The sequence below is a fragment of the Mesorhizobium sp. B4-1-1 genome (genome assembly GCF_006439375.1).
In the GTDB taxonomy this organism is placed as follows: Bacteria; Pseudomonadota; Alphaproteobacteria; order Rhizobiales; family Rhizobiaceae; genus Mesorhizobium.
On the sequence record NZ_VFTH01000012.1, the window covers coordinates 128,903 to 143,641 of the forward strand.

At 64.3% G+C, this 14,739-nt stretch carries 16 protein-coding genes; 6 read left to right on the forward strand and 10 right to left on the reverse strand.

The window, feature by feature from the left end; genetic code table 11:
- The 4 genes from msrB to FJW10_RS18220 form a co-directional block, all read right to left on the reverse strand.
- Complete coding sequence (gene msrB, locus FJW10_RS18205) at positions 1 to 504, reverse strand: peptide-methionine (R)-S-oxide reductase MsrB (protein ID WP_140901126.1); 504 nt, start codon at positions 502 to 504, stop codon at positions 1 to 3.
- Between the two features lie 233 nt (positions 505 to 737).
- The gene (locus FJW10_RS18210) at positions 738 to 1,295 is read right to left on the reverse strand and encodes a fasciclin domain-containing protein (protein WP_140901127.1); all 558 of its coding nucleotides are present in this window, start codon (positions 1,293 to 1,295) and stop codon (positions 738 to 740) included.
- 207 nt (positions 1,296 to 1,502) lie between these two features.
- Complete coding sequence (locus FJW10_RS18215; protein ID WP_140901128.1) at positions 1,503 to 2,225, reverse strand: anti-sigma factor; 723 nt, start codon at positions 2,223 to 2,225, stop codon at positions 1,503 to 1,505.
- Positions 2,222 to 2,761 (reverse strand): sigma-70 family RNA polymerase sigma factor, encoded by a 540-nt coding sequence (locus tag FJW10_RS18220; RefSeq protein WP_140901129.1) that lies wholly within the window; start codon positions 2,759 to 2,761, stop codon positions 2,222 to 2,224. Before FJW10_RS18220 ends, FJW10_RS18215 begins: the two co-directional genes overlap by 4 nt.
- A gap of 140 nt (positions 2,762 to 2,901) precedes the next feature.
- On the opposite strand from FJW10_RS18220, the gene FJW10_RS18225 reads away from it, so the two are divergent.
- Both FJW10_RS18225 and argB read left to right on the forward strand, forming a co-directional pair.
- Complete coding sequence (locus tag FJW10_RS18225) at positions 2,902 to 4,416, forward strand: amidase (RefSeq protein WP_140901130.1); 1,515 nt, start codon at positions 2,902 to 2,904, stop codon at positions 4,414 to 4,416.
- A 452-nt stretch (positions 4,417 to 4,868) separates the two neighbouring features.
- Complete coding sequence (argB, locus tag FJW10_RS18230; RefSeq protein WP_140641918.1) at positions 4,869 to 5,762, forward strand: acetylglutamate kinase; 894 nt, start codon at positions 4,869 to 4,871, stop codon at positions 5,760 to 5,762.
- A gap of 43 nt (positions 5,763 to 5,805) precedes the next feature.
- Here argB and bchE read toward each other — a convergent pair whose 3' ends face one another.
- Positions 5,806 to 7,374: a magnesium-protoporphyrin IX monomethyl ester anaerobic oxidative cyclase gene (gene bchE, locus FJW10_RS18235; RefSeq protein WP_140901131.1), complete on the reverse strand. Its 1,569-nt coding sequence runs from the start codon at positions 7,372 to 7,374 to the stop codon at positions 5,806 to 5,808.
- Positions 7,375 to 7,607: 233 nt separating this feature from the next.
- Positions 7,608 to 8,084 carry an Lrp/AsnC family transcriptional regulator gene (locus FJW10_RS18240; protein WP_140901132.1) on the reverse strand — a complete coding sequence of 159 codons (477 nt, stop codon included), beginning with the start codon at positions 8,082 to 8,084 and terminating at the stop codon, positions 7,608 to 7,610.
- Positions 8,085 to 8,219: 135 nt separating this feature from the next.
- Here FJW10_RS18240 and phhA point away from each other — a divergent pair, with 135 nt between their 5' ends.
- Complete coding sequence (phhA, locus tag FJW10_RS18245) at positions 8,220 to 9,056, forward strand: phenylalanine 4-monooxygenase (protein WP_140901133.1); 837 nt, start codon at positions 8,220 to 8,222, stop codon at positions 9,054 to 9,056.
- 45 nt (positions 9,057 to 9,101) lie between these two features.
- On the opposite strand, the gene FJW10_RS18250 is transcribed toward phhA, so the two are convergent.
- From FJW10_RS18250 to FJW10_RS18255, 3 genes are all read right to left on the reverse strand, one after another.
- Complete coding sequence (locus FJW10_RS18250; RefSeq protein WP_140901134.1) at positions 9,102 to 10,541, reverse strand: GMC family oxidoreductase; 1,440 nt, start codon at positions 10,539 to 10,541, stop codon at positions 9,102 to 9,104.
- Positions 10,538 to 10,696 carry a hypothetical protein gene (locus FJW10_RS30475; protein ID WP_181177569.1) on the reverse strand — a complete coding sequence of 53 codons (159 nt, stop codon included), beginning with the start codon at positions 10,694 to 10,696 and terminating at the stop codon, positions 10,538 to 10,540. The genes FJW10_RS18250 and FJW10_RS30475 overlap by 4 nt, the downstream gene beginning before the upstream one ends.
- A gap of 173 nt (positions 10,697 to 10,869) precedes the next feature.
- Complete coding sequence (locus tag FJW10_RS18255; RefSeq protein ID WP_140834503.1) at positions 10,870 to 11,631, reverse strand: GGDEF domain-containing protein; 762 nt, start codon at positions 11,629 to 11,631, stop codon at positions 10,870 to 10,872.
- 150 nt (positions 11,632 to 11,781) lie between these two features.
- On the opposite strand from FJW10_RS18255, the gene FJW10_RS18260 reads away from it, so the two are divergent.
- A complete protein-coding gene (locus tag FJW10_RS18260) occupies positions 11,782 to 12,489 on the forward strand; it encodes a pyrimidine 5'-nucleotidase (RefSeq protein WP_140641931.1) in 708 nt (235 codons plus the stop codon).
- A gap of 80 nt (positions 12,490 to 12,569) precedes the next feature.
- Positions 12,570 to 12,857 carry a LuxR C-terminal-related transcriptional regulator gene (locus FJW10_RS30480; RefSeq protein ID WP_181177570.1) on the forward strand — a complete coding sequence of 96 codons (288 nt, stop codon included), beginning with the start codon at positions 12,570 to 12,572 and terminating at the stop codon, positions 12,855 to 12,857.
- Positions 12,858 to 12,880: 23 nt separating this feature from the next.
- On the opposite strand, the gene FJW10_RS18270 is transcribed toward FJW10_RS30480, so the two are convergent.
- Positions 12,881 to 13,720 carry an LOG family protein gene (locus FJW10_RS18270; protein ID WP_140901136.1) on the reverse strand — a complete coding sequence of 280 codons (840 nt, stop codon included), beginning with the start codon at positions 13,718 to 13,720 and terminating at the stop codon, positions 12,881 to 12,883.
- Positions 13,721 to 13,863: 143 nt separating this feature from the next.
- Between FJW10_RS18270 and dapD the strand changes: the two genes are divergently transcribed.
- Positions 13,864 to 14,718: a 2,3,4,5-tetrahydropyridine-2,6-dicarboxylate N-succinyltransferase gene (gene dapD, locus FJW10_RS18275; RefSeq protein WP_140901137.1), complete on the forward strand. Its 855-nt coding sequence runs from the start codon at positions 13,864 to 13,866 to the stop codon at positions 14,716 to 14,718.
- The last annotated feature ends 21 nt before the right edge of the window (positions 14,719 to 14,739 follow it).

The following is a 14,739-nucleotide window of genomic DNA, read 5'->3' on the forward strand; positions in this document are numbered from 1 at the left end:
TCAGGCGGCGGCCGGCTTGAAGCTCAGCGCCACGCCGTTGATGCAATGGCGCAGGCCGGTGGGCGGCGGCCCATCGTCGAAGACATGGCCGAGATGGCCACCGCAGCGGCGGCAGTGGACCTCGGTGCGGGTCATGCCGAGAGAATTGTCCACGGTCTTGCCGATGGAGTTGGCGATTTCCTGGTAGAAGCTCGGCCAGCCGGTGCCGGAATCGAATTTGGTCTCCGACGAATAGACCGGCAGGTCGCAGCCGGCGCAGGCGAAGATGCCCTTGCGATGCTCGTTGAGCAGCGGGCTGGTGCCGGGATATTCGGTGCCCTCCTTGCGCAGCACATCGAAGGCCTCGTCCGAAAGGATGGCGTGCCACTCGACATCGGTCTTTGTGACCTCGAAGGTCTCGGCGGCAAGAGCGGGTTTCGGTCCGCCGACGCGCAGCATCGCCCCGGATCCGACGATGAGAGCGGTGGCGGCAGCCCCGCTCCAGAGAAAATCGCGACGGTTCATGGCCGTTCCTCCTGACGCATTTTGCCAAGATAGAGCGCCGCCCGGAAATCAAAAGCCGGTGACGCCCTATCCGTCATGTTGAGCAATTCCAGACGGAAACCGCTTGGCGCCTTCCTGAATTGCCGCTCCGCACCCCCTTTCGGGACGGCGCGGAGCACACCCTTGCCGGCGGCGCGGATCTTGGATGTCGCGGCCGGCGCTCAGCCATGTCTTCGCCGGCCAGGTCCGCTTTGTTACATCTTCGGCAGGAGAACCTTGTCGATGACGTGGATGACGCCGTTCGACTGGCGGACATCGGCGATGGTGACGTGGGCGACATTGCCGTTCTCGTCGGTCACGGTGACCTTGCCGCCCTTGGCCTTCAGCGTCAGCTCGCAACCGCCGACCGTCTTGACCTGGTGGGCGCCGCCATCGGCCTTGGCCATCTTGGCGACGTCGGCGGCCAGTGCCTTGGCAGCGATCACATGGCAGGTGAGAACCTTGGTCAGCTTGTCCTTGTTCTCGGGCTTGAGCAGCGTGTCGACCGTGCCTCGCGGCAGGGCCGCGAAGGCCTCGTTGGTCGGCGCGAAGACGGTGAAGGGACCGGCGCCCTGCAGCGTGTCGACCAAGCCGGCGGCCTTGACCGCGGCGACCAGCGTGGTGTGGTCTTTCGAATTGACGGCGTTCTCGATGATGTTCTTCTTGGCATACATCGGCGCGCCGCCGACCATCGGATTGGCGGCATAGGCGACGGCGCCGAGCGCCGAAAGACCGAGCGTATAGGCGAGCAAAAGGGTGGCGAATTTACGCATGGTGTCAGTCTCCTCTGGTTGTTTTTCCCATCTTTGGGAACGAGAGGAGATACGGATGTGAAAAAAGTTAGTTTCACGAGTGTCGATAGATTTTTTCTTCGTTCGATTTATTTCTCGCGCGCCACCGGTAATGACGGCGGGCTTGTGCCGATTGCCAAAGGGCAAGCGATAGACTTTAATCAGTCTTTGATAACATGTCGCCAGAGATCAGATGCCCTTCAGGTCACCCGCGGCGACGACCGGACCGGTCGGCTGACCGGTCGGCGAACCGCCCGAAGGCTCGAGACTGACGGCGAGCACGGCGCCTTGCGCCAGCTTCTGCTGAACGGCCGCCGTGACCGCCATGCGTGCGGTCGGGCCGGCGGGGATGACGCCCATCGAGACCGGCGCGTTCTTACCTTCGATCATCCACAATTCGAAATCCTTGCCGGCGCCGCGATCGCCGGAGACCAGCGACAGGCCGACCTCGTGGCGGGCGGCGTCATAGACGGCAAGGTATTTGACGTTGCTGTTGTCGGCGGCGAGCGAGGCGACCAGCCTGGTCCGAGGCTGCGGCGCCGGCGGGTTGACGTAAGGCTGGGCGATATAGACGGCCAAGGCCGCGATGGCCGCCGCGGCGAGGCCGCGCCAAAACGCCAGGCTCGTCCACAGGCTGCCACTCGGCGCGCCGGACGTGGCCGCGGACGACGCGAACAGTCGGCGGTCGATCGCCACCTTGACGGAAGCCGGCGGCTCGGCCGCGGCATAGGCGGCAGCCATCGGCGCGAAGTGGGCTTCCCAGGCGTCGACCAGGCGGGCGAACGCCGTCTCGGCGTCGATGCGGCGGGACGCGATCTGGCGTTCGTCGGCGGCCAGGACGCCGAGAACGTATTCGGCGGCGAGCAGGTCGTCGCCTCCACGTTCCGGTCCGTTGTCTTCCGCCAGCGTCATCTTTCCAGGCATTCTCTAAGTTTGAGCAGGCTTCGCCGGAGCCAAGTCCGCATGGTGTTCAGCGGAACCTTGAAGCGCGCCGCCAGCTCGGCGTAGCTTTCGCCGCTCAAATAGGCGCCCCGGACGGCCGCCGCCCGGTCTTTCTCCAGCTCGTCAAGACAATGGTAGATGCGTTCGGCCTCGCCGCCCGCCACAGCCATGGCCTCGGGTCCCGGCGTCGGATCGGCGACGTCGAGCACCGTATCGATGTTGGCGGAAGGGCTGCGCCGCGCCCGGATGCGATCAATCGCATGGTTGCGCGCAACGGCCACCAGCCAGGAAATCGGGCTCAGATCGGAAACCGCGAAACGATCCGCCTTCGTCCAGATTTTGACGAAGACCTCCTGCAGCGCTTCTTCCGCATCTCCCCTGTCCCGCAATACACGAAGGCAGACACCGAAAAGTTTCGCGCTGGTCTGCTTGTAGAGCAGATCGAACGCCGCCCGGTCCTTCATCGAAGTCCGGACGATCAGCTTGCTGATGTCCTGCGGCGCCATGCAGGCAAATTAGAAGGTTGCGATTTATTTGCAACGGGCGCCGCGAGCGGCCACCCCAGGGTTGTCGTGCCATTGGCTTGTCGAATCCCGATACCGATTTGCAGGCTCATGAGATAGTCTTCGCCAAAAGAGGGGCGGCGATGTCGATTGAACACGTGCTTTGGGAGCGGGACGCGACCGGTCTCGCCGACCTCGTGCACAGGAATGAAATCTCGCCGCCCGAGCTGGTCGACGCGGCGATCGCGCGCGCCGAGGCGACACGGCCCGACATCAACGCCATCGCCACGCCGCTCTACGAGGCAGCGCGGGCACGGGCGAAGACCATCGACCGCACGCTGCCGCTGGCCGGCGTGCCGTTCGCGCTCAAGGACCTCGGCATCGGCCTCAAGGGGGTGCCGATCCACGGCGGCAGCCGCATCCCGCCCTTCACGGCCGATTTCAGCTCGGTGATGGTCGAGCGTTATCTGGCCGCCGGCCTGATCCCGATCGCCACCAGCACCTCGCCCGAGCACGGGCTGAGGCTGATGACGGAGTCGGCCCGATTCGGCATCACCCGCAATCCCTGGAACACCGGCCACACGACCGGCGGCTCATCGGGCGGATCGGCGGCGCTCGTCGCCGCGGGCGTTGTGCCGGCGGCGCACGCTTCCGACGGCGGCGGCTCGATCCGCGTGCCCTCGGCCTGCAGCGGGCTGGTCGGCTTGAAGACCTCGCGCGGCCGCGTGCCGCTGACGCCGCTCGTCAGCGAAAGCTGGTACGGCATGGTCGTCGACCACGCCGTCAGCCGCTCGGTGCGCGATACGGCGCTTCTGCTCGACCTCACCCACGGCGCCGATCCGCTCTCGCCTTACGCGGCGCGCGCGCCGCAGGGTTTCTTCGCGGTCGCCGCGGCGCGCGACCCGGGCAAGCTCAGCCTCGCCGTCTACCGCAAGTCGCCGCTCGGCCTGCCGATCTCGGCCGAGACGCTCCAGGCGCTCGACACCGGGGTGGCGCTGGCGCGCGAAGGCGGCCACACGGTGGAAGAGATCGACCTGCCTTTCATCGGCCGCGATTTCATTTCCGATTTCTGCAAGACGGTCGCTTCTGCCGTTGCCGGCACGATGCGGGGCGAGGCGCAGCGCGTCGGCCGCCCGGTGACCGGCGAGGTCGAGCGTGCGACCCGCGTTCTCGCACGTCTCGGCGAAATGCTGTCCGCCGGCGAAGTCTATGAGGGCGTGCAGCGGCTCAACGCCACGGCGCGGCGGCTGATCGAAGAAACCGCGCGCTTCGACGCCGTGCTGATGCCGATCATCGCGCATCCGCCTTTGGCCTGCGGTTCGATGGACCCCAAGGGCGCCGACGAGCTCATCGAGAACCTGCTCGACAAATTGCACCTCACCCGCCTGCTCAAGGTCAAGGCGCTGTTCGGCCAGCTGATGGACAAGAGCCTGTGGTTCACCCACTGGCCGGCGATCCAGAATGTCAGCGGCCAGCCGTCGATCGCGCTGCCGGTGCATGTCACCGCGGACGGGCTGCCGCTCGGCATCCAGGCGGCCGGCCGGCCCGGCGACGAGGAGACGCTTTTGTCCTTCGCCGCGCAGATGGAGAAGCTTTCGGGTTGGCTGAAGCGGCGGGCGCCGCTCAAGGTGCCTGATGGTTCTGCGCAGGGACTTTGAAAACCGCCACTTATCACGGTAAGAGTGTCATCGTCATTTCGGTGAGATCAGCGCAAACGCTGGGAATTGGCCGAAGCCTTCCGACCTCGTCATTCCAGGGCGGAGCAGCCGCGAAGCGGCGTCGCGGAGACCCTGGAATCCATGCCGTGACCTTGATCGTAGACTGCAGCAGAGCAGAATTCTGCACCGTTGCGGCGCTCATGCGTCACGGAATGGATCCTCGGGTCTGCGCGCGTCGCTTCGCTCCTTGCTCCGCCCGTGGATGACGAGGTTGGGCCGTTTCAGCCAATCTCCAAGGCATGCCGCCTGCCAACACAAATACGGCCTGCCCGTCAAAATCACTGTGCTGGGGAACTAGCAGATTTCGTCATTGTGACCGCAAAGCCGTTTGCGGCCTGCGGCAATTCCCGCTAAGACGCCGCCGTCCTTTCCTAGAAGCCGGGAACCAATCGATGACGGACATCGCCGCCACCGCCGAAATGCAGGCCGCGCTGCTTTCGCGCGCGCTGCCATATATGCAACGCTACGAGAACAAGACCGTGGTGGTGAAGTATGGCGGCCACGCCATGGGCGACCATGAACTCGGCAAGGCGTTCGCCCGCGATATCGCGCTGTTGAAACAGTCCGGCGTCAACCCGATCGTCGTGCATGGCGGCGGGCCGCAGATCGGCGCGATGCTCAGCAAGATGGGCATCGAATCCAAGTTCGAGGGCGGCCTGCGCGTCACCGACCAGAAGACGGTCGAGATCGTCGAGATGGTGCTGGCAGGCTCGATCAACAAGGAGATCGTGGCGCTGATCAACGCCGAGGGCGAGTGGGCGATTGGGCTCTGCGGCAAGGACGGCAACATGGTGTTCGCCGAAAAGGCGCGCAAGACCATGGTCGACCCGGATTCCAACATCGAGCGGGTGCTCGATCTCGGCTTCGTCGGCGAACCGGTCGAGGTCGACCGCACGCTGCTCGATCTTCTGGCGCGCTCCGAAATGATCCCGGTGCTCGCGCCGGTCGCGCCGGGCCGCGACGGCCACACCTACAACATCAATGCCGACACGTTTGCGGGCGCAATCGCGGGCGCCTGCCGCGCCTCGCGCCTGCTCTTCCTCACCGACGTGCCCGGCGTGCTCGACAAGAACAAGAAGCTGATCGACGAGCTGACGGTCGCCGAAGCCAGGGCGCTGATCAAGGACGGCACGGTTTCCGGCGGTATGATCCCGAAGGTCGAGACCTGCATCGAGGCGATCGAGCGCGGGGTCGAAGGCGTCGTCATCCTCAACGGCAAGACACCGCACTCCGTTCTGCTCGAGCTCTTCACCGAGCACGGCGCTGGCACGCTGATCGTTCCGTAGGAAGACAAGTACACCGTTTCCGTGAAGCGGTGAACTCGCATAATCAGCCGGCTAATCTTTTTTCACCCGCCTCGGCTCGCACTTCGATAGCAGGCAAGGCCGGCCTGCGGACCGGCCGCCTGACGATCATCGATTCTTCCTCGGCGTCCTGTGGCTCGCCCCAGAACTCGGCGAGCGTCGGGCCATCGGTCACGCGGCCGTCGCGAGCGAGAAAACCCCAGACCTCGCGGAACCAGACGCGACGCCCCATCTTCGTGTACCAGCGCATCGAATGGCGCTGCTCGGGATCGGGGTGGAAGAGGATGCGCGCCAGCGCCTTCGGCCGCGACTGCACCGCGACCTCGATCAGCTTGACGGCGAAGAACAGCATCCAGGGTTTGAGCCGGGTCATGTGCAACACCTGGTGCTTGTAGTCCCAGAGGCGCACGTCCTTTTGGATCACCTTGCGGTCGCTGGCGATGCGGAAGAATGGCGTCCAGCGATGCGGCGTGACATAGAGCGCCTGGATCTGGTCGGGATCGTAAGCGATGAGCTGGCGGAAGCCGCGCCAGAGATCGCGCAAGGTCTCGTCCTCGAAGCCGGCGACCCAGGTCGCCATCGACAGGATGCCGTGTCGCCTGAGCAGCCGGATCGCCTCGCGGTCGGATTTGGTGCTGCCACCCTTGCGGATCAGCGACAGCGTCTCCTCGTCGGTGTTCTCCATGCCGAGCAGCCAGCGGATGATTCCGGCGTTGCGGTAGAGGTGGAGGATGTCGGCATCGCGCACGATGTCGTCGGCGCGGGTCGAGCCGACGATCAGCACCGGCACATTCTCGGCGATCATGGCATCGAGAAAGGCGCGCCAGGCTTTCTTCGAGGAGGTCGGGTTCTCGTCCGCCAGGTTGATCAGTTCGACGCCGTGCTCACGATGGAGCCAGGCTATTTCCCTGGCGAATTTGACCGGGTCGCGATGCCGCCAGCGGGTCCAGAAGCCGCGCTGGCCGCAATAGTTGCACAGATGCGGGCAGCCGCGCGAGAACTGCATGACCACGGCCCGCTTGCCGCCCCAATAGGAGTAGCGGCGATGATCGATCAGCTCCCAGCCGACGCGCCAGGCGTCGAGATCGGCGATCGTCATGGCCGCCTGGGTCGCGACGGGAAGGCCGAAGTCGTCGCGATAGGCGATGCCGGCGACGCTCGCCACCGGCTGGCGCATCTCGATGGCCTCGACCAGGGCCGTCGCGGTCGCCTCGCCTTCGCCGCGTACGATGAAGTCGAAGACGTCCGTCGCCGCCAGGATGTCGCGCCAATGATAGGTCGGGAAGACGCCGCCATAGATGACGATGACGCCCGGCGCGCGCGCCTTGATCATTTCGGCGATGCGCAAGGCGGTCGGATGCGCCGAGGTCGAGCCGGAATGGCCGATCAGGACGAAATCCGGATCGTCGCGCAGGGCATCGTCGACCAGCGCGGCGAGCGGCATCGGCCCGAACTCGGCATCGACCAGCCGGACCTGATGGCCGGAATCGATCAGCGGGCCGCCGATCGCCAGCAGCCCGAGCGGCGGCAAATGATCGTCGGGCACGCGGCTGCCGATGGCCGTGTGCGGCGGATTGATCAGCACGATGTTCATGGCGGACCTCCTGCGTTGGTCCGCTTGTGCTAGTCGGCGATGTCGAAGCCGCCTTGGCGCGGTTCAGCAGTTTCCACGCAGCTTTTCGGGAGAAGTTTTGTTTTGAAGCAATTCCGGACGGAGGGCCACGGCGAAGTCGCCGAGCCTAAACGCGTCGCACTTTTCCTGGAATTGCTTTTTGCTTGGACGCAATTCCGGGCGGAAAACCGCGTTGCAGTTTTCCTGGTAATGCGTCAGCGCCGCAGGTGGCTGAGCGGCACGTGGCCGGGGCCCTTGATGTTCTGCAGCACCAGTTGCGTGTGGACGTCGCGGACGCCCGGCAATCGCATCAGCCGGTGCATGACGAAGGAATTCAGATCGTCCACCGACGGCACCATGACATGAAGCAGGAAATCGTGGTCGCCGGTCATCGTCCAGCAGGACGAGACCTCGTCCATGCGCTGCACGGCGGCGATGAAACTTTCGGGCGAGCCGTCGCTGTGGCTGACCAGCCGCACCTGGATAAACACCTCGACCGAAAGACCCACGGCGCGGCGGCTGAGTACGGCGGCAAAGCCCTTGATGATGCCGGTTTCCTGCAGCGCCTCGAAGCGGCGCGCGCAGGGCGTGGTCGATAGGCCGATTTCGTGCGCCAGCTCCGAGACCGGCTTGCGGCCGTCGCGTTGCAGGATATCGAGCATCCTTATCTCGAAATCGTCGAATTGAGGCATGATTTCTCGATCTCACGTTGATCTGAGTGCTTTTACCTCGAAATCAGCCGGCGAGCCACAAACAAGGCGGATTTACCTCGGCGATCGCTCCTAAACTCCCTCCCACGATCCGCGGATCACGATCTCGAGGAGGATATGATGACGATCAGCGTTGCCGATTACGCCGCCGAATGCGCGGCGCAGGGCCTTCGCGGCGACTATTCGGTCTGCCGCGGCGATTTCACCGTGGCGCAGGGCTACGACTATTCAGCCGGGGAACAGGCGGTGTGGCGCACGCTGTGCGACCGCCAGACGAAGTTGACACAGAAGCTTGCGCACCGCTCCTATCTGGATGGTGTCGCCGCGCTCGGCCTGCTCGACAGGATTCCGGATTTCGACGAGGTCAGCGAAAAGCTCGCCAGGCTGACAGGCTGGGAGATCGTCGCGGTGCCCGGCTTGATCCCAGCCGGCCCGTTCTTCGATCATCTCGCCAATCGCCGCTTCCCGGTCACCAACTGGCTGCGGACGAAAAAAGAGCTCGACTATATCGTCGAGCCGGACATGTTCCACGATTTCTTCGGCCATGTGCCGATCCTGACCCAGCCGGTGTTCGCCGATTTCATGCAGATGTATGGCGAGAAGGCCGAGCACGTCATTGCGCTGGGCGGCGACGAGATGATCACGAGGCTCTACTGGTACAGCGCCGAATACGGGCTCATCCAGGAGCCCGGTCAGCCGGTGAAAGCCTTCGGCGCCGGGCTGATGTCGTCCTTCACCGAGCTGCAATTCGCGGTCGAGAGCAAGGACGCCCACCATGTGCCGTTCGATCTCGAGACGGTGATGCGCACCGGCTATGAGATCGACAAGTTCCAGCGCGCCTATTTCGTGCTGCCGTCCTTCGACGTGCTGCGCGACGCTTTCGGCAGCGCCGATCTCGCCGGCATCGTAACGCGGTTCAAGGGTCAGGCGGCGCTCGACCCGGCCACGGTCTGAGGTCGGTTTCGCCCAACCGACACGCAAAGCCGGTCTTTCGGGAGATCAGACGACGATCACCTTGCCCAGATGCTCGCCCAGACGGCAGGCGAGCGCGGTGATGGTCGTCGTCGGGTTGCACTGTCCGGAGGTGCAGAACACCGAGGAGCCGCCGACATAGAGGTTGTCCATGCCGTGCACCTTGCAATTGGCGTCGACGACGCTTTTCAAGACATCGGTGCCCATGCGGGTGCCGCCCATGTGGTGGTGGCCGGCCGTTTCCTCGTTGGTCGGATAATCGTCGCCATTGCTGATCCAGTCGTCGATGCGGACGCGGCCGAGATTCTTCTGCGCCATGGTCGTGCCGAAAAGCTTCAGGCCTTCGAGCAGCGTGCGGCGCTCGAGCGGCGACTTCTTCCAATGCAATTCGATGCGCGGCACGCCGGCGTGGTCGACATCGGTCTTCGACAGCTCGATCTGGTTCGAGGCGAGCGGCGCCTGTTCCCAGGCGACGTAAAGCTGGGCAGCGCAGCGCAGCTTCTGGTCGAGCTGGGACGACATCCACTCCGCCATGTTGGGCGCGGTGCAGGCAAGGTCGGCGATCAGCTTCTTGACATTGGGATAGGGCGACTCGATCAGGCGGATGCCGAAATTCATGATCCGCAGCCGCTCCATCGCGGCAAGCGTCGGCGAGAAGAAGGCCTCGTTCGAGCCGTCGACCTCAAACTCTGAGTAGTTGGCGAGGATGGCGTTGCCGCCCTCGAAGGTCGGATGCTCCATCCAGTAGCGGCCGAGCGCCGTTGCGTTCGGCACCACGCCGCCGTTCGAGCGCTCATTCGACCATAACAGCAGCCGCGAGTTTTCCAGCCCGCCGGTGCAGGTGACGAAATAGTCCGCGCCGAAGGTGCCGGCGCCCTGCCCGTTCGACCAGAGCTTCGCGCCGGTGACGCGCTTGCCGTCGCCGGTGAGCTCGGTCGCGTAGGTGTTGAGCACGACGGCGATGTTCTTGCTCTTGTCGAGCTCGTCGGCGAATTTCTCGCCGAAGCGCACCGCCGGGCTCTTGATCAACTGCACCCAGCGGATGTCGTCCGAAACCGGCACATCGGGGCGGAAGTCGGGAAGCTCGAGGATGTCGTGGACTTCCGGCAGATAGGGCTCGATGTCGGCGCGGCTGATCGGCCAGCCGGTGTCCGGCGCCCAGGCCTTGGGCTCGAAATCTTGGCTGTCGAGCACGCGGCACCAGCCGGCCCAGTGGTTGGATGAGCCGCCCATGAAGCGCAGCCTGGTGATGTCGAGGTCGAAATAGAAATCGCCGACCGTCCTGCCGCGATAGAAATCCTGCGACTCGTCGCTGAATTCGCGCGAACCCGCCTCCAGGACGACGACCGGGATGCCGGCTGCGCCGAGCTTCCTGGCGATCGTGGTGCCAGCCGGACCGGAGCCGAGGATGCAGGCCTTGGGTTTGAAGCCGGCCTGCTTGTAGGCTTCGTAGCTGTCGAAGATCATGCGAGATCGCTCCGCCGCAGGATCCAGCCATTGATCTCGACGATTTCGTCGGGGTCGGCCACGGCAGGCTGGTTGCGGAACAGCGACAGCGCGGGCAGCGCGATCAGTGCCTGCACGATCGCGCGGCGCGACATTTTTGCTATGAACCTGCTCATGACACGTCTCTCGATAGGGGCCTCGATCCACGCATGCCGTTCCTGAACGGCATGCACGCCGCCGAGGAGGCCAATTCCATGCCAAACCTAGGTGAAAACGGGGTTACACCCGGAAGTTCAGCGCGGTTGAACATGGACATGGTTAGGGCTTTCCTGAGGCCCGCGGCAAGGCTTCATGCCGCCTCGGGGAGTTCGCGGTCGAGGATCGAAAGATTGCGGCCGCGGTTCTTCGCCTCGTAAAGCCTGCGATCGGCGGCGCGCATCAGATCGGAAACGGCAGCGCTCTCGCCGCAGCTTATGCCGCCGATCGAGACCGTGAGCGGCACGGTCCGCTCGTCGTCGGGGCGGAAGCGGATCAGTTCGACCTCGCGGCGGATGCGTTCGGCGACATGCTTGGCTTCCGGTTCGCTGGCGCCGACCAGGAAAGCCGCGAATTCCTCGCCGCCGATGCGGCCGAGCACGTCGCCGCTGCGAATGCCGCGTTCGATGGCGCCGGCGATCAGAAGCAGCGCTTCGTCTCCCGTCAGATGACCGTAACTGTCATTGATCCTCTTGAAGTGATCGGCGTCGATGATGAGCAGCGCGCCGCGATCGCTCTTGCGCCGCGACCCGTCGAGCACGGCGAAGAAGGTCTCGCGGTTGAGCATGCCCGTCATGTCGTCGCGGCTTGCCTTGTCCGACAGACGCCGGTGCGCGGCGGCGAGCTGCGCGTGAGCCCGGGCAAGCTCGCGATGGGCGTTCTGCAACCGGTCGTTCTGCCAGAAGCTGCTGGCGCTGGCGGCCCAGGCGAGCACGAGCGGGCAAACCGTCGACGCCAGCCAGACGCTGCGGCTCATCGGAAAGCCCATTGCCGGAACCACAATCAGCGTCAACAACAGCGAGGCAGCGACCGAAGCGAACGCCACGGCAGCGGCCCTCAAAAATATGCGACTCATCACTTGCTCCCAACGGATAGCCTCTGTGCCAGCAAGCGCTGAAGGCGACCTTTCCGAGACTTTTAAAATTTGAAGTGAGACGCCATTTTCACACTTCGTGACGCGCATAAGTTGTGGATAACCTCCGCGCCGGCATGCCATAAGAAGCGTATGACGATGACACCCGATCCTGCCCGCTTTGCCCATGTCACGGACTGGGTGTTCGACCTCGACAACACGCTCTATCCGCATCACTCGAACCTGTTCGCGCAGATCGACGTCAAGATGACCGCCTATGTCGGCGAGTTGCTGACGCTTTCGCGCGACGAGGCGCGCAAGCTGCAGAAGGAGCTCTACCTGGAATACGGCACGACGCTGAACGGGCTGATGAAGCGGCACGGCATCGATCCCGACGATTTCCTCGAGAAGGTGCACGACATCGACTATTCGCGGCTGGTGCCGGATCCGGTGCTGGGCGCGGCGATCCGCCAGCTTCCCGGGCGCAAATTCATCTTCACCAATGGCGACCGCAGGCATGCCGAACGCACCGCGCGCCAGCTCGGCATACTGGAACATTTCGACGCCATCTTCGACATCGTCGCGGCGGGGCTCAATCCCAAGCCGGAGCGCCAGACCTATGAGCGTTTTGCCGAATTGCACTCGGTGACCGGACATAATGCGGTGATGTTCGAGGATCTGGCGCGCAATCTGGCCGTGCCGAAAACGCTCGGCATGACGACCGTGCTGGTGGTGCCGCGCAATTTCGAGCCGACCTTTTCGGAGATCTGGGAACGCGACCCTGCAAACGAGGACGACGTCGATTTCGTCACCGACGATCTCGCCAGCTTCCTGACCGCGATCGTCGAGGTCGTGGCCTGAACCACGTTCGCGTTGGCAGGCGGCATGCTTTGGAGATTGGCCGAAACGCGACGGACCTGCTGCAGGCCATCCGATGCGTGTTGGCAGGCGACAACTATGTCGATCCGGCGCTTGCGGCGCGCATATTGAGCGCCGCGCAGGGCGATCCGGGCAATCTCAGCGAACGGGAGCGGTCGGTCATCCAGTTGGTGGCGCTCGGTTACAGCAACAAGGAAATCCCGTCGCGGCTCAGCCTCGGCATAAAGACGATCGAAACCTATCGCACCAGGGCAACCGACAAACTCGAACTTCACTCCCGCGCCGCCATCGTGCGCTTCGCGCACTCGAATGGCTGGCCGATCGAACCGCCGGTGCAGGCGAACCGGTAGGTTGCGCTTCCGGGACCGCGCTTTCAGAGCTTGTAGAAGCGGCGGATGATGTCCCAGGCTTCGTCGGCCGTGTCGACGAAATCGATGATGTCCTGATCGCCGGGTGAGATCGTGCCCTGCTCGGCGAGGAAATCGAGATCGATCGCCCTTTGCCAGAACGCCTTGCCGAACAGGATGACCGGGACGCGCTCCATGCGTCCCGTCTGGATGAGCGTCAGCGTCTCGAAGAACTCGTCCATCGTGCCGAAGCCGCCCGGAAACACCGCGACCGCCTTGGCGCGCATGACGAAATGCATCTTGCGGATGGCAAAGTAGTGGAAGTTGAAGCAGAGCTCCGGCGTGACGTAGGTGTTGGGCGCCTGTTCGTGCGGCAAAACGATGTTCAAGCCGATCGACGGCGCGCCGACATCGTCGGCACCGCGGTTGCCGGCCTCCATGACGCCAGGCCCGCCACCGGTCACCACGACATATTCACGATAATAGGAGATGGCCGACTGCTGCGAGCACAGGCGGGCAAATTTGCGCGCTTCCTCGTAATATTTGCTGTTCGCCTCGAGGTTCTTCTTCTGCGTCTCGTTCTTCGCCGCCCAGGCCTCGCCACCCGGTTCGGGCAGGCGGGCGCCGCCGAACAGGATGACGGTCGAGCGAATGCCGCGTTCGGCCAGGATCATTTCCGGCTTGAGCAGCTCAAGCTGCAGCCGCACGGCGCGCAATTCGCGCCTGGTCATGAAGTCGGGATCGTTCCAAGCCAGCCGATAGGTTTCGGCGCGTGTCTGCGGAGTATCCGGCACGCCTTTCGAGCGCTCCAGGTCCTCGTCCGAATGCGGCAGCGGCGTCCATCCCGCCTTTTCCATGGGAGTCATCGAATCCACCCGTCCAATTCCCTTACTTGCGCCGTCCCGTGACGCTGGCGCGATTGACCCCCATTGAGCCTTAACATAGGGTCCGCGCGACTTTTAAACAGGTTAAGGCGCAGCCCTTAACAGCTTGGTAATGGAGCGAAATCATGTCGAAGCCCGATCTGGCGAGCCTCGAAAAGACCATCGAAAAGGCCTTCGAGGAGCGCGACACGATTTCGACCGCGACGCGCGGCGAGACGCGCGACGCCATCCAAGCGGCGCTCGACCTGCTCGATCGCGGCGTCGCCCGCGTCGCCGAGCGGCGGGACGACGGACGGTGGCACGTCAACCAGTGGCTGAAGAAGGCGGTGCTGCTCTCCTTCCGGCTGAACCCGATGGAGATCATCAAGGGCGGTCCCGGTCAGGCCGTGTGGTGGGACAAGGTGCCGTCCAAGTTCGACGGCTGGAGCGCCGTCGACTTCGAGAGGGCCGGCTTCCGCGCCGTGCCGTCGTCGGTCGTGCGCCGCTCGGCCTATGTCGCGCCGGGCGCCGTGCTGATGCCGTCCTTCGTCAATGTCGGGGCCTATGTCGATTCGGGCACGATGGTCGACACCTGGGCCTCTGTCGGCTCCTGCGCCCAGATCGGCAAGAACGTGCATCTTTCGGGCGGCGTCGGCATCGGCGGCGTGCTGGAGCCGATGCAGGCCGGCCCGACCATCATCGAGGACAATTGCTTCATCGGCGCGCGCTCCGAAGTGGTCGAAGGCTGCATCGTGCGCGAAGGCTCGGTGCTTGGCATGGGCGTGTTCATCGGCCAGTCGACCAAGATCGTCGACCGCGCCACCGGCGAGGTTTTCTATGGCGAAGTGCCGCCGAATTCGGTGGTGGTGGCAGGATCGCTGCCGGGCAAGCCGCTGCCCAGTGGCGAGCCGGGCCCGAGCCTCTACTGCGCCGTCATCGTCAAGCGAGTCGACGCCAAGACCCGTTCCAAGACCTCGATCAACGAATTGCTGCGCGATTGATCCTCCACGACGGAGCGGACG